We start from the raw sequence: 13331 nt of genomic DNA on the forward strand, positions 1-13331 counted from the left end.
CAAGAGGGCAGCGTGCTCCGGACCCCGACTGACTCGTCATGACCCTTCGACTACCCGGAGCAACGCACGGTCATGCGTCCGGAGCAGTCACTGGATCGGGCGATCGGCCGCGTCGACTACCCCGGTAGGCGCGCTCGCGGGCACGGGCGAGCGCGGCGGGAGCCAGGTCCAGGCCCGGCGGCCGGTTCCGGACGGGGTCGAACGCGGGCAGGTCGCGGTCGACGTCCAGCGGCCGGACGACGAGCCTGCCGACGGGCCGCCACGGGCCGCCGACCTCCAGCGTGAACCCCAGTTCGGCGGGCAGGTCGTCCAACGCCGCGGAACCGACCCGGCAGGCGTCGGGGACGGCGGCCAGCCACACCAGCCCGCCCCGCCAGCGGAACGGGCTGATGGTGCCGTACCGGGCGCTCGTCCACCGCCGCGCCGGCCTGGGCAGCACGCGGGCGAAGGAGGTGGACAGCAGCACGTCCCACGGTCCCGGCAGCCGGAACGCCAGCCCCAGCACGTCGGGCAGCCCGCCCGGCGTGCCCACGCCCTTGGACAGCCGACCGACCACCTCCGTCTCGCCGACCGGCAGCGGCAGCGCGGGGTCGAACGTCGTGGTCACGACACCCTCGAACCACCGGCCGCGCGGGTGGAACGCCTTGGCGTCGCGCGTGCCGGCCAGCACGCGGAACGCGGGTTCGACGACGTCAGGCACTGCGAGCATGGGGGTTCCCCTTCAGCGCCAGGCCGAGCGCGACCATGCCGAGGCCCAAGCCGAGGTGCAGCCAGTCGTCGGCGTCGTTGACCGGCACGAAGTTCGCCGCGCCCGCCTTGTCCACGACCAGCCCGTAGAGCCACAGCACCAGGTACACCGCGCCGCCGCCGATCAGGTACGCCCGCCCGGCCGACGCGGTGCGCGCCATCGCCAGGCCGACCGCGCCGAACAGCAGGTGCACCAGGTTGTGCAGCACGGACACGTGGAACACGCCGATCAGGTGCGCGCCGGACCCGGGTCCGGCGAACGTCATCCGGTCGACGTGGGTGGTGATGCCCGGCACGAACCCGAGCACGCCGACCACGAGGAACACGACCGCGACCGCCATCGCCGCCGCGCGGACCGGGTGCGGCAGCCGCGTGGTCGCACTCATGCGGATCACCTCGCCTGTGACGGTGGTTTCCGCTCGACTACCCCGCGATCACCACCCGAAACGACCTGACCGTCCCGGCCGGCCGCGGCTGGCCCGTCACCACCCGAACCGGCGTGCCCGTCCACACCCGAACCGCCACGCCCGACCACACCGGGAACCACGCGCCCGGTCGCCGCCGACGTCACGTCCGGGTAGCGCGGGAACAGCCGGTCCAGGTCGGTGCGCTCGAACACCCGCCGCACGTGCGGCGGCACGGCGGCCAGCCGCAGCCAACCACCCGACCGCTGGGCCCTCGCCCTGGTGCGGACCAACGCGCTCATCGCCTGCGCGCCGCAGAACGCCACCCCGGCCATGTCGAGCACGATCCGGTCGCGTCCCTCGCTCACCAGGCGGTCCATCCGGTCCAGCACCCGACGCGCACCCGCCAGGTCCAACTCCCCGATCGCCACGACCACCGCGCACCCCGTCCGGTGAGCCTCGACCGACAGCGCCAGCATCCCGACCCCTTCACGCCACCCGGTAGTACTCGTCGTCATCGCCCGTCCCGATCAGCGAGAGCAGCAACCCCTCCCTCGTCGACCACGGGCATATCTCCACCTCGTCGTGCCCGGTGGCCACCATCAGCGCCTCCGCCACCAGCGCGCCCGCCAACGACTGCCCCGCGCGGTGCCGGGAGATGCCGGGCAGCCGGGCGCGCCGGGGCGCGGGCATCCGTGCCAGCCGGGGTATCCAGCCGCGCAGGTCGGCCAGCCGCAGGGTGCGCGGCACGAACGGCCCCTCGTGCTGCGGACGTGCCCCGGCCAGCCGCGCGAGCTGCTGGAACACCTTCGAGCAGCCGACGGCCCGGTGGTCGGCGACGGACATCCCGTCCAACGCGGCCCGCACCCGGTCGTGCACCGGCCCCTGCGCGCGGGCCAGGCCCCGGCGGTCGCGCGGCAGGGACTCGTCCAGCGCGAGCCGCCGGGTCATCGTGCGGGCGCCGAACGGCAGCGAGCGCGTCAACGACGGGTCCACGTCCTCACCGGCCGCCAGTTCCACCGTGCCGCCGCCGACGTCGAGGACCAGCAGCGCGCCGACGTGCCAGCCGAACCAGTGCCGCGCGGCCCGGTAGGCGAGGCGGGCCTCCTCCTTGCCCGGCAGCACGCGCAGTTGCGTGCCGGTGCGGCGGGTGACCTCGGCGATCACCTGGCTCGCGTTGGCGGCGTCGCGGATGACGGAGGTGGCGAGCGGGACGATGCCGGAGACACCGGCCCGTTCCGCGACCCGGTGCGCGGTCTGGACCGCGGTCACGACCTGTTCGACGCCTTCGCGGCGCAGTCGGTTGTGCGAGTCGAGCGCCCGGTCGAGCCGCAGGCGGGTCTTGTGCGAGAGGACGGGGTGCAGCGGTGAGCCCGAAACCACGACGAGGTGTGCGCTGAAGCAGCCGACGTCCAGCACACCGACCTGCCGGGGTCTTCCGGACATGCGTCACCACCATTCGCGAGAGAGGTACCGGACGGGATGCCCAATGGTGCGTCGGATGAAACCGGATTGGGTGATCCGACTCCGGGTAGTTCACAGCCATGAGTGCTTCCGAGAGGCCGTTGGCGGTGGTGACCGGCGCGTCCAGCGGGATCGGGCTGGAGCTGGCGAAGGTGTTCGTCGAGCACGGGTTCGACCTGGTGGTGGCGGCGGAGAACGACGGGGTGCACGACGTGGCGCGTGAGTTGGCCTCCGGTGGGGCGCGGGTCGACCCCGCGCGGGCCGACCTGGCCACGTTCGAGGGCAACGAAGACCTGGTCGCGGTGGTCGAGGAGGTCGGGCGGCCGGTGGACGCGTTGGCGGTCAACGCCGGCGTGGGCGTCGGCGGCGACTTCGTGGACGACAGCGACCTGCGCGCCCACCTGCGGGTGGTCGACCTCAACATCGGCTCGGCGGTGCACCTGGCGAAGCGGCTCGTGCCGGCGATGGTGGAGCGCGGTGCCGGCCGGGTGCTGTTCACCTCGTCGGTGGCGGCGACCGCGCCCGGACCGTTCCACTCGGTGTACGCGGCGTCGAAGGCGTTCGTGGCGTCGTTCTCCCAGTCGCTGCGGGAGGAGCTGCGCGACAGCGGTGTCACCGTGACGGCGTTGATGCCCGGCCCGACCGACACCGACTTCTTCCGCCGGGCGGGCATGACCGACACGAAGATCGCCACCGGGCCGAAGGACGACCCGGCGGACGTCGCGCGGGCCGGGTTCGAGGGGCTGATGAGCGGTGACGACCACGTGGTGGCCGGGTCGCTGCGCAACAAGGCGCAGGCGGTCGCCGGCCGCGTGCTGCCCGACCCGGTGAAGGCGCGGGCGATGCGCACGATGACGGAACCGGGCTTGGCACCGTCCGGGTCGTGAACCCCCGCTCGGCCGGGTCGTGAACCTCTGCTCGGCCGGGTCGCGGCCCCTGCCTGGTCGAGTCGCGGCCCTCAGCTTGGTCGAGTCGCGGACCCGCCAAGCCGGAGTCGTGGACCCGGCCAGGCCGGAGTCGTGCGGCGGCTCAGAACTCGGGGATCTCCGGCCCGCCGTCGTCGGGCTCGGGCACCTCGTCGCCGATCAGCGCGCGGTACTCGTCGACCTCCTGCGGGGTCGGGTCGATCGGCGCTTCCTCGGCGATCTCGTCCGGGTCGACCGGCTCGTCGTCCACTGGTTGCTCCGGCGCGGTTCCCTCTGCTGCGGTCATGGCCGCTGGTTACCCCGTGTGCGCCTGGCCGAACGGGGTAACCGTGACGCCGTGACCATCCACGCGAGACGAGATGTCCCCGCCCTGCCCGACCTGGTGTTCAACGCCGCCGCCGACCCCGTCCGGCTGGCCTCGTGGCTGCCCCAGCCCTACCAGGTGATCGGCCGTTCGGACGACGTGCTGATCCTGCGCGCGCACGACGAGCCGCACCAGGTCAGCCTGGCCGCCGACTACGACCAGCTGCTCCTGACCTGGGAACCGCTGGCCGGGCACGGCTGCAGGGGCCGGTTGCGGGTCTCGCTGGCGGGTGCCGCGGGCAGCGTCGCCGAGCTCCGGGTGGACGACTGCCCCGACGACCAGCTGCCGTCGCGCTTGCTCGAAGCGCTGGCCAATGAGGTTGAGGGGAACCTCACCGCCGGCTGATCATGGGCCGGTGGACCTCCGCCCCGCCCGACCGGACGAACTGCCGCTGCTGCCCCCGATCGAACGCGCTTCCGGTGAGCCGTTCCGCGACTTCGGGATGCCCGGGATCGCCGACGACGACCCGATGCCGCTGAGCACGCTGGAACACCTGCACGTCTGGGTGGCCGCCGACCCGCACCCGGTGGCGTGGGTCGCGGTGGAGGTGGTCGACGGCGCGGCGCACGTGGAGCAGCTCAGCGTGCACCCGGACCACGCCCGGCGCGGCATCGGCGCCGCGCTGCTCGACCAGGTCGAGCGCTGGGCCGCTACCCGCGGTCTGACCGCGTTGACCTTGACCACGTTCCGCGACATACCGTGGAACGGCCCCTACTACCGGCGCCTCGGGTTCCACGAGGTGACGGACCCGTCGCCGGGTCTCACGGCGATCATCGCGGCCGAGGCCGCACGCGGTCTGGCCCCCGAGACCCGCGTCTGCCTGCGCAGGCTCGTCCGTAACGGTGTTTGAGAGCGATACTGGACAGGTGGCCTCCCCGCCAGTACACCGTTCGGAGGGCTTCCCGGTGGTCGATTTCGTGCACGAGGCACTGCTGTACCGCGACGACGAGCAGTACCTCGCGGGGACGGTGCCGTTCGTGCGGGACGGTCTCGCGGCGGGCGAGCCGGTGCTCGTGGCCGTGCCGCAACGGGGCATCGACCTGATGCGGCGGGCGCTGGGCCGGCAGGCCGAGCAGGTCGAGTTCCTGGACATGAGGCGGGCCGGCCGCAACCCGGGCCGCATCATCCCCGGTGTGCTGACCGCGTTCACCGACAACGTCGCCACCACCGGCCGGGTGCGGATCATCGGCGAGCCGACCTGGCCGGAGCGCACCGAGCTGGAGTACCCGGCGTGCGTGCAGCACGAGGCGCTGATCAACACCGCGTTCGAGGACCGGCCGGCCTGGATCCTGTGCCCGTACGACACGACCAACCTCACGCCGACCGCGGTGCGGGACGCGGAGACCACGCACCCGATCGTGGTCGAGGGGCAGCGGCGCAGGCCCAGCGCCGGCTACCGCGAGCCGTTCCTGATCGCGGAGGAGTTCAACCGGCCGCTGCCCGCGCCGCCGCCGGACGCGCTGACCCACCGGTTCGACCTCGACGGCCTGGGCGCAGGCCGGCGGATGGTCGCCGGGTTCGCCACCGCGGCGGGACTGACCGCCGACCAGGTGGAGGACCTGGTGCTGGCGGTCAACGAGCTCACCACCAACAGCGTGGTGCACGGCGGCGGTTCCGGCACGCTGCTGCTGTGGCGCGAGGGCGACGCGGTGGTGTGCGAGGTGCGTGACGCGGGCCGGATCGCGAACCCCATGATGGGCAGGCGCAACCCCGGCGCGCACGGGCGTGGCGGGTACGGCGTGATGCTGGTGAACCTGCTGTGCGACCTGGTGCGCGTGCACACGCGCGACGACGGCACGGCGATCCGCGTGTACGTCGGCTGACCACCCGCCCGGCAGGATCCCGCTCATCGGTGGTGGCCCCGGCCTGGGCGGTCGCGGCCGTCCTCGGTGTGTGCGCCCTGGTCCTGCACTGGTGGTGCGGGGTGCGCCGTGGCGGCCCAACCGGCTGCGGGTCAGCACCCCGACCTGGACCGGGCGCCGGCGCGGTTCGCGAGGTCCGCCGGTTTGCGGGTGGTGCGGTCGGGTTAACCAGGCCCCATGACCAACACGCTCGTCCTCGACGTCGACGGGACGCTGGTGGACACCAACTACCACCACGCGGTGGCCTGGTTCCGCGCGTTCCGCCGCTTCGACATCACCGTGCCGACCTGGCGGCTGCACCGGGCCATCGGGATGGGCGGCGACAAGCTCGTCGCCGCCGTCGCGGGCGAGCACGTGGAACGGGAGCACGGCGACGACCTGCGCAAGGCGTGGGAGGTCGCGTTCGAGCCGATGCTCGCCGAGGTCAGGCCGCTGGAGGGCGCGCACCGCCTGGTCACCTCGGCGCTGGAGCAGAACTTCAGCGTGGTGCTGGCCAGCTCGGGCAAGCGCCACCACGTGGACCACTACCTGAAGCTGATCGACGCCGCCGGCATCACGTCGACGTCGGCGGACGACGTGGACGACAGCAAACCGGCGCCGGACCTGATCGAGTTGGCGTTGCGGCGCGTCGACGGCAGCGGCCGGGCCGTGGTCATCGGCGACTCGGTGTGGGACTGCGAGGCCGCGCGCCGGGCCGGGCTGCCCTCGGTTTGCCTACTCACGGGTGGTTTCGGCGAAGCCGAGTTGCGCGATTCCGGCGCGTCGGCAGTCTACGAGGAGCTCGACGGGTTGCGGGCGGACCTGACCGACCTGCCCATGGCGTAGGAGGAAGCGTGCGGATCGGCTACACCTTGATGACCGAGCAGGCCGGCCCGCGCGAGTTGGTCGAGCACGCCGCCCAGGCCGAGCAGGCCGGGTTCGACTTCGAGGTCATGAGCGACCACTACTCGCCGTGGCTGGACGAGCAGGGCCACGCGCCCTACGCGTGGAGCGTGCTCGGCGCCGTGACGCAGGCGACCGACCGGGTCGAGCTGATGACGTACGTGACGTGCCCGACCGTGCGGTACCACCCGGCGGTGGTGGCGCAGAAGGCGGCGACCGTGCAGCTGCTGTCGGGCAACCGGTTCACGTTGGGCATCGGCGCGGGCGAGAACCTCAACGAGCACGTGGTCGGGCGCGGCTGGCCGCCGGTGAACGTGCGGCACGAGTTGCTGCGCGAGGCGGTGGAGATCATCTCCCAGCTGTTCGACGGCGGGTACGTCAACTACTCGGGCCAGCACTTCCGGGTCGACTCGGCCAAGCTGTGGGACCTGCCCGAGCAGCGCGTGCCGATCGCGGTCGCCGTGTCCGGCGGGCAGTCGGTGCGCACGTTCGCGCCGCTGGCCGACGCGATGGTGGCGACCGAGCCGGACGCGTCGCTGAGCCAGGAGTGGGACGTGTTCCAGGGCGGGCGGTCGCGCAAGATCGGTCAGCTGCCGATCTGCTGGGACCCGGACCGGGACGCGGCGGTCGAGCGGGCGCACGAGCAGTTCCGCTGGTTCGCGGGTGGGTGGAAGGTCAACTCGGAGCTGCCCGGGCCGGCCGGGTTCGCCGGCGCCACGCAGTTCGTGCGGCCGGAGGACGTGGCCGCCCGGATCCCGTGCGGCCCGGACGTCGGACCGGTGGTGGAGGCGGTGGCGAAGTTCCGCGAGGCGGGCTTCACCGACCTGGCGCTGGTGCAGATCGGCGGCGACCACCAGCCGGAGTTCCTGGAGTTCGCCAAGGGCGAACTGCTCCCCGCCCTGCGCTGACCAGGCACTGTGCCGACCCGGCCGGCGCTGACCAGGCGCTTTGCCCGCCCGCCCCTGCGCTGACCAGGCGCTGCCCACTCGCCCGGCGCTGACCAGGCACTCTGCCGACCCGGCCGGCGGGTCAGCCCCTACCGGACGAGCCGCTGTGCTTCTTCGACGGCGGGCCTACGTCCGACGGCGGCACGGGGTTGGGTGTGATCACGACGGGTGCGTTCGTCGGCGCGTTGGCCGGCGTCTCCCGCCGGGTCGTCGTGGTCTTCGCGGTGGTGGTCGTCGGTGCGGCGTCGTCCGCCCGGCCGTCATCGCCCTCGGCGTCGTCACCACCGCCCACCCCGTCCTGCGGCTGCCGCGAGGGCGCGCCCTCCACCACGGTCACCGTCGAGACCGACGGGTCGAGCGGCACGGCGGCACCCGTGTCCGGCGCCTGCTCGGCGACCCGGCCCGGCGCGGTGCTCGTGGTCGGCCGCCCGGACCGGTCATCGGAGTCCGACGTGAACGGGTTGCCCATCGCCAGGAAACCGACCACCGTCAACACCCCGGCCGCCGCGGCCGCGCCGAACAGCAACAGCCGGTTGTCCGACTTCTCCGCGGGCTCGGCCGCCGGGTGCTCCACCACCGGCTCGGCCACCGCGGGCCGGTCCACCACCGCGACGTCGACCAGCGGCGGCAGCCCCTCGCTCGCCCGCTGCGCCCGCGTGAGCAACCGCTCGCACTCGGCCGCCGAGGGCCGCCTGGCCGGGCTCGACGCGGTCATCGCGGTCAGCACCTCGGCCCACGGGTCGGGCAGGTCGGTCGGGATGCGCGGCTCCCGGTGCAGCCGCGACAGCGCCGCCTCCGTGTCGCCGCCGGGGTACTCGGGCCGCCCGGTCAGGCACTCCAGCAGCACCAGGCCCAGCGCGTAGACGTCGGCGGCGGGCAGCACGTCGCCGCCGCGCACCTGTTCCGGCGCGAGGTAACCGGCCGTGCCGACCAGGATCCCCGACCGGGTGACCCGGGTGACCTGCGCCTGGAGCGCGAGCCCGAAGTCGGCCAGGTACGCGCGCCGCCCGGTCGCGTCGAGCAGGATGTTCGACGGCTTCACGTCCCGGTGCACCACGTCGTTGGCGTGCACGTGGGCCAGCACGCCGGCGACCTGCGCCCCGATCGCGGCCACCACCTCGGGCGACATCGCGCCGCGCATCCGGCGGCGCAGCGTGCCACCCTCGACCGGCTGCATCACGAAGTAGGGGCGGCCGCGGAAGCTGCCGGTGCCGTACACCTCGACCAGGCCGGGGCAGCGCATCGCGCCCAGCACCTCCGCCTCGCGGTCGAGCCGGATCCGGTCCTCGCTGGAAGCCTCGCCCTGGAAGAACTTGATCGCGACCTTCCGGTCGAGACGGGTGTCCAGCGCGCGGTACACCTCGGCCATGCCACCCGAGCCGTACAGGCTGCCCAGGGTGTACCTGCCGTCGACCACCTCGCCGGTCAGCTCACCGTCCCACATCCGGTTGAACCTCCGCTGCGTCGACGACTTCGGTCCGGACGCCGGAAGTTACCGGTCCCGCGGCACGTCGAGCCACCTCGTTCGTGGTTCTGCGTTTCCCTACCCGTTGCGCGCTTGTCACAAACCACCGATCTGTTCGGCTCTCCGAAGCCGTGACGGACACCCGCCCCCGACCCGGACAAACAGTACGAGCACGGCGCGGTCGACGGAGTCGAGCCGACCGACTGCGCGCCGGAGACCACCCGTCCGAGTGACCTCCGGCGCACGGCCGGGCGAACTCGCGCCACGTTACGGTGTGGCGGTCGCGCAGGTTGTCGTCGGCGGGGTCGTGGTGGTGGTAGAGGGCACGGTGGTCACCGGCGGGCCGAACGAAGCCGGTCGGGTGCCGCTGCACGAGTGCGACTCCACCCGGCGGTCGGCCGAGTCGCCGTGGGCGAACACCAGGTACTCGGTGCCCAGGAACAGTCGGATGCCGCACGTCCCACCGCTGGTGGACGTCAGGACGTCCACCCGGCGCGGCACGTCGCCCTTGTGCTCCTTGCGGACGGCCACGGCGTACCGGTACTTGTCGTCGTAGGGCGACGTCGGGTCGCCCGCCTCCACCGACTCGCTCAGCACGACCCCCGAGAACACGTGGGTCGCCCGCTGGTAGCGCTCGCCCTCCGTGCTGGGCAGGCAGCTGCACGCGCTGGCGGAGTTGGTGAACACGGCGGTGAGCAGGGCGGCGGTGACGGTGACGACACCGGCCGCGTGGGCGAATAATCGAAGACGTGCCAAGGGAATCCCCCTCGGGTCAGGGCGTCGACCGTCACGGGGTGGCGGTCGCGCAGGGCGTGGTGGTCGGGATGGTCGTGGTGGTGCCGGCCGGGGACGTGGTCACCGGCGGGCCGCCCGCGGCGAGCCGGATGCCGCTGCACTGGTCGGTCTCCACCCGGCGGTCGGCCACGTCGCCCTTCGCGAACACCAGGTACTCGGTGCCCACTTCCAGCGTGAGGCCGCAGGAGTTGTTGCGCTGCGTCAGCACGTGGACCCGGCGCGGCACGTCGCCCTTGTACTCGGTGTCGACCACGACCGTGTAGCGGTAGACGGACTCCTCCACCTTCTCGGCGACCACCTCACCGGAGAACACGTAGGTGGCCTGCTGGTAGCGCAACGCCTCGTTGCCGGGGTTGCAGATGCAGGCGCTGGCCGGGCTGGTGAACACGGCGGCGAGCAGGACGGCGGTGGCGGTGAAGACGCCGGCCGTGTGGGCTATGAATCGCGGGCGCGCCAAAGGTCCCCCTTGTGGATTAAGGAGTGGTCGGCGGCGGTGTGCGCTCAGCGTACGGTCAGGCGTGCAGGGCCAGCCAGAGTTCGGCGCGCACGCCTGCGGATTCCAGCGAACGCCCCAGCAGCTGCTCCACCCGCCGAAGGCGGTTGCGCACCGTGTGCCGGTGCACGTTCAGCCGCGTGGCGGCCGGGTCGGCCTGGCCGTGGCACGCCAGCCACACCCGCACCGTCTCGCGCAGCACGTCGTCCAGCGGCGCGAGCAGGGTGGCGGCGAACCGCGCGGCGTCCGGCGCCAGCAGACCGGCGCCGGCGACCTCCTCGAACGTGGCCACGCCCGCCTCCAACGCCCGCAGCGCCTCCCGGTAGCCGCGGGCGACGTCGGTCGCGTCGACCGGGCTGGACGCGGCGGCGGACACGTCCACGGCGGCGGCGAGCACGACCACCCGCCCGTCCACCTCCGCCCAGAACCCCTCGGGTTCGGCCCGCTCGTGCAGCACGAAGACCCGGAACAACCCGTCGGGCACCCCGTCCACCGCGACACCTGCCAGTGCCAGCCGGAACCGCGCCTCCCGCAGCTCCCGCCGCACCGCGTCCACCTCGTCCGACCGGGCCAGGGCCACCGTGAGCAGCGACGCGGCGGTGTTGACCACGCCCGCGTCCAACGGCAGCCCGGCCGCGACGGCGAGATAGCCACGTCGCCCCAGCACCTGCATCGCGACGTGCCGCTCCCCCGCCCGCCACGCGGCGCCCGCCGGTCCGCCGGCCGCCGCGAGCCGCCGCACGTGCCCGGCGAGGTCGGGCAGCGAGCCCACGGCGTGCACCGGCGACCCGTCCGGGTCCAACAACGCCGCCGCGCCGTCGATGAGCCGGGCCAGCCGCCGCACCACGCCCGGAGCCCCGTCGGCCACCGCGGCACGGGTCAGCGCCCGCTGCGCCGCGCCGGTGCGGGCGAGCGCCGCGTACTCGTCCGCCGCCACGGCCCGCGACACGGCTTTGGTGATCGCGATGAACGGCGTGTCCCGCGGCACCTCCAGCAGCGCCAGGCCGACCTCCCCGGCGGCCCGGACCAGGTCCTCGGGCACCCGGTCGTGGCTCAACCCGGTGCCGAACCCGAGCCCCACCGCGCCCGCCGCCACCAGCCGCCGCACGTACTCCTCGTGCGGCCCGAGCGCGATGCCGGTGGTCAGCAGCAGCTCACCGCCCTCCAGGAACGGCGTCGGATCGGCCAGCTCGGTGCTGTGCACCCACGCCACGACCCGGTCCAGCCCGGTGTCCACGAGCACGTCCAGCCCGACCTCGCGGGCCAACGCCCGAACCGTCACCGCCATGGCCACTGTGTACAGCCCGAGCACGCCTGCCGGCCACCTCGGACACTGTCCTCCGACGCCCGACCGGTCGATGCTGGTGCCATGGCCCGACCGCGCCCGGAGGCAGCCGCTCACGCGACCCGGCCGAACGGCGCGGTCGCGGCGGGTGTCGTGCCGACGCGCGGCACCCGTGGGAACGTGATCGGCCTGCTGCCACCGCTCGTCATCCCGGACGAACCGCCGGCCGAGAAGGCCCGGCCGTGCTTGAAGGAGCCCATCGAGTGACGACGACGCCGTACTGGGTCGCGGGACAGCCCGCGACGAGCGATGACCCGGTCGAGATCCGCACACCGCACGACGGCGCGGTGGCGGGCGTGACGTCCAACGCGACCGCCGAGGACGTGGAACGGGCCGTCGCCTCCGCGCACGCCGTGGCCGGTGACTTCGCCGACCTGCCCGCGCACGCCAGGGCGGCGGCGCTGGACCACGTGTCCCGGCGGCTCGCCGAGCGCGCCGACGAGGTGGCCGCGCTGATCACGGCCGAGTCGGGCAAGCCGGTGAAGTGGTCGCGGATCGAGGTGAACCGCGCGGTGTCGACGTTCCGCTGGGCCGCCGAGGAGGCGCGCCGGTTCTCCGGCGAGTTGCAGCGGCTGGACACCGACCCGGCGGCGGACGGCAGGCTCGCGCTGGTGCGGCGGGCGCCGCGCGGCCCGGTGCTGGGCATCGCGCCGTTCAACTTCCCGCTGAACCTGGTGGCGCACAAGGTTGCGCCCGCGCTGGCGGTGGGCGCCCCGATCGTGGTCAAGCCGGCGCCGACGACGCCCCTGGTCGCGCTGCTGCTCGGCGAACTGCTGGCGGAGACCGGGCTGCCCGCCGGGTCGTGGTCCGTGCTGCCGGTGCCCAACGAGGTGGCCGGGACCCTGGCCGAGGACCTCCGGCTGCCGGTGGTGTCGTTCACCGGCTCCGGCCCGGTGGGCTACTCGATCCTGGACCGGGTGCCGCGCAAGCACGTGGTGCTGGAGCTCGGCGGCAACGCGGCGGCCATCGTCTGTCCGGATTGGACGGACATCGACCGGGCGGCGCAGCGGATCGCCACGTTCTCGATGTACCAAGGCGGGCAGTCGTGCATCTCGGTGCAGCGCGTGTACGCCCACGAGGACGTGTACCCCGCGTTGGCCGAGGCCGTGGTGTCGCACGTGCGCAAGCTCGGCACGGGCGACCCGACCGACCCCGACACCGACGTCGGCCCGCTGATCAACGAGGCCGCCGCGCGGCGGGTCGAGGCGTGGGTGGACGAGGCCGTGGCCGCGGGCGCGCGGGTGCTCACCGGCGGGCGGCGGGCGGGCGCGACCTACGAGCCGACCGTGCTGGCCGACGTGCCGCCGGCGTGCAAGGTCGTGGACGAGGAGGTGTTCGGCCCGGTCGTGGTGCTGGACTCGACGCCGTCGGTCGAGGAGGCGTTCGACCGGGTGAACGCCTCGCGGTTCGGCTTGCAGGCAGGTGTGTTCACCCACGACGTCCGGGTGGCGTTCCGCGCGGCCAGACGCCTGGCCGTCGGCGGGGTGATCGTGGGCGACGTGCCGAGCTTCCGCGCCGACCAGATGCCCTACGGCGGCGTCAAGGAGTCCGGCACCGGCCGCGAGGGGGTGCGCGCGGCCATGGAGGACCTCACCGAACAGCGGGTCCTCGTCCTCACCGGGCTGGACTTGTAAGCC

The 13331-nt window shown here is 73.7% G+C and carries 17 protein-coding genes; 8 read left to right on the forward strand and 9 right to left on the reverse strand.

Features of this window, described 5'->3' with window-relative positions; all coding sequences use genetic code 11:
• Window positions 1-70: 70 nt before the first annotated feature.
• Genes AB0K14_RS22015 through AB0K14_RS22030 form a run of 4 tightly spaced genes read right to left on the reverse strand, consistent with a single transcriptional unit; the run spans window position 71 to window position 2597 of the window.
• The gene (locus AB0K14_RS22015; RefSeq protein ID WP_360455387.1) at window positions 71-709 is read right to left on the reverse strand and encodes a hypothetical protein; all 639 of its coding nucleotides are present in this window, start codon (window positions 707-709) and stop codon (window positions 71-73) included.
• Window positions 693-1133: a DUF4383 domain-containing protein gene (locus tag AB0K14_RS22020; protein WP_360455390.1), complete on the reverse strand. Its 441-nt coding sequence runs from the start codon at window positions 1131-1133 to the stop codon at window positions 693-695. The genes AB0K14_RS22015 and AB0K14_RS22020 overlap by 17 nt, the downstream gene beginning before the upstream one ends.
• Window positions 1134-1138: 5 nt before the next feature.
• Window positions 1139-1669: an STAS domain-containing protein gene (locus AB0K14_RS22025; protein WP_360455393.1), complete on the reverse strand. Its 531-nt coding sequence runs from the start codon at window positions 1667-1669 to the stop codon at window positions 1139-1141.
• Window positions 1641-2597: an exopolyphosphatase gene (locus tag AB0K14_RS22030; protein WP_360455396.1), complete on the reverse strand. Its 957-nt coding sequence runs from the start codon at window positions 2595-2597 to the stop codon at window positions 1641-1643. The genes AB0K14_RS22025 and AB0K14_RS22030 overlap by 29 nt, the downstream gene beginning before the upstream one ends.
• 98 nt (window positions 2598-2695) lie before the next feature.
• Here AB0K14_RS22030 and AB0K14_RS22035 point away from each other — a divergent pair, with 98 nt between their 5' ends.
• Entirely contained in the window at window positions 2696-3502 is an 807-nt protein-coding gene (locus tag AB0K14_RS22035) for an SDR family NAD(P)-dependent oxidoreductase (RefSeq protein ID WP_360455398.1), read from the forward strand.
• A 142-nt stretch (window positions 3503-3644) separates the two neighbouring features.
• Here the strand turns inward: AB0K14_RS22035 and AB0K14_RS22040 are convergent, their stop codons facing one another.
• A complete protein-coding gene (locus tag AB0K14_RS22040; protein ID WP_360455401.1) occupies window positions 3645-3827 on the reverse strand; it encodes a hypothetical protein in 183 nt (60 codons plus the stop codon).
• A gap of 51 nt (window positions 3828-3878) precedes the next feature.
• Here AB0K14_RS22040 and AB0K14_RS22045 point away from each other — a divergent pair, with 51 nt between their 5' ends.
• The 5 genes from AB0K14_RS22045 to AB0K14_RS22065 all read left to right on the forward strand — a co-directional run bounded on the left by AB0K14_RS22045 (window position 3879) and on the right by AB0K14_RS22065 (window position 7557).
• Window positions 3879-4250, forward strand: coding sequence for a hypothetical protein (locus tag AB0K14_RS22045; RefSeq protein WP_360455404.1), 372 nt, complete (start codon window positions 3879-3881; stop codon window positions 4248-4250).
• Window positions 4251-4260: 10 nt separating this feature from the next.
• Window positions 4261-4755: a GNAT family N-acetyltransferase gene (locus AB0K14_RS22050; protein ID WP_360455406.1), complete on the forward strand. Its 495-nt coding sequence runs from the start codon at window positions 4261-4263 to the stop codon at window positions 4753-4755.
• 55 nt (window positions 4756-4810) lie between these two features.
• Window positions 4811-5728 carry a sensor histidine kinase gene (locus AB0K14_RS22055; RefSeq protein WP_360455409.1) on the forward strand — a complete coding sequence of 306 codons (918 nt, stop codon included), beginning with the start codon at window positions 4811-4813 and terminating at the stop codon, window positions 5726-5728.
• A gap of 216 nt (window positions 5729-5944) precedes the next feature.
• Window positions 5945-6592 carry an HAD family hydrolase gene (locus AB0K14_RS22060; RefSeq protein ID WP_360455412.1) on the forward strand — a complete coding sequence of 216 codons (648 nt, stop codon included), beginning with the start codon at window positions 5945-5947 and terminating at the stop codon, window positions 6590-6592.
• An 8-nt stretch (window positions 6593-6600) separates the two neighbouring features.
• Window positions 6601-7557 (forward strand): LLM class F420-dependent oxidoreductase, encoded by a 957-nt coding sequence (locus tag AB0K14_RS22065; protein WP_360455415.1) that lies wholly within the window; start codon window positions 6601-6603, stop codon window positions 7555-7557.
• 121 nt (window positions 7558-7678) lie between these two features.
• Here the strand turns inward: AB0K14_RS22065 and AB0K14_RS22070 are convergent, their stop codons facing one another.
• The 4 genes from AB0K14_RS22070 to AB0K14_RS22085 all read right to left on the reverse strand — a co-directional run bounded on the left by AB0K14_RS22070 (window position 7679) and on the right by AB0K14_RS22085 (window position 11637).
• Window positions 7679-9040, reverse strand: coding sequence for a serine/threonine-protein kinase (locus tag AB0K14_RS22070; protein WP_360455418.1), 1362 nt, complete (start codon window positions 9038-9040; stop codon window positions 7679-7681).
• A gap of 288 nt (window positions 9041-9328) precedes the next feature.
• Window positions 9329-9817: a hypothetical protein gene (locus AB0K14_RS22075; protein WP_360455420.1), complete on the reverse strand. Its 489-nt coding sequence runs from the start codon at window positions 9815-9817 to the stop codon at window positions 9329-9331.
• Between the two features lie 31 nt (window positions 9818-9848).
• On the reverse strand, window positions 9849-10313 hold the full coding sequence (locus AB0K14_RS22080; RefSeq protein ID WP_360455423.1) for a hypothetical protein: 465 nt from the start codon (window positions 10311-10313) through the stop codon (window positions 9849-9851).
• A 55-nt stretch (window positions 10314-10368) separates the two neighbouring features.
• On the reverse strand, window positions 10369-11637 hold the full coding sequence (locus tag AB0K14_RS22085; protein ID WP_360455426.1) for a PucR family transcriptional regulator: 1269 nt from the start codon (window positions 11635-11637) through the stop codon (window positions 10369-10371).
• 81 nt (window positions 11638-11718) lie between these two features.
• On the opposite strand from AB0K14_RS22085, the gene AB0K14_RS22090 reads away from it, so the two are divergent.
• Entirely contained in the window at window positions 11719-11901 is a 183-nt protein-coding gene (locus AB0K14_RS22090; RefSeq protein ID WP_360455428.1) for a hypothetical protein, read from the forward strand.
• Entirely contained in the window at window positions 11898-13328 is a 1431-nt protein-coding gene (locus AB0K14_RS22095) for an aldehyde dehydrogenase family protein (protein WP_360455431.1), read from the forward strand. Before AB0K14_RS22090 ends, AB0K14_RS22095 begins: the two co-directional genes overlap by 4 nt.
• Window positions 13329-13331: the final 3 nt, after the last annotated feature.

Source organism: Actinosynnema sp. NPDC050801, assembly GCF_040673975.1.
In the GTDB taxonomy this organism is placed as follows: domain Bacteria; phylum Actinomycetota; class Actinomycetes; order Mycobacteriales; family Pseudonocardiaceae; genus Actinosynnema.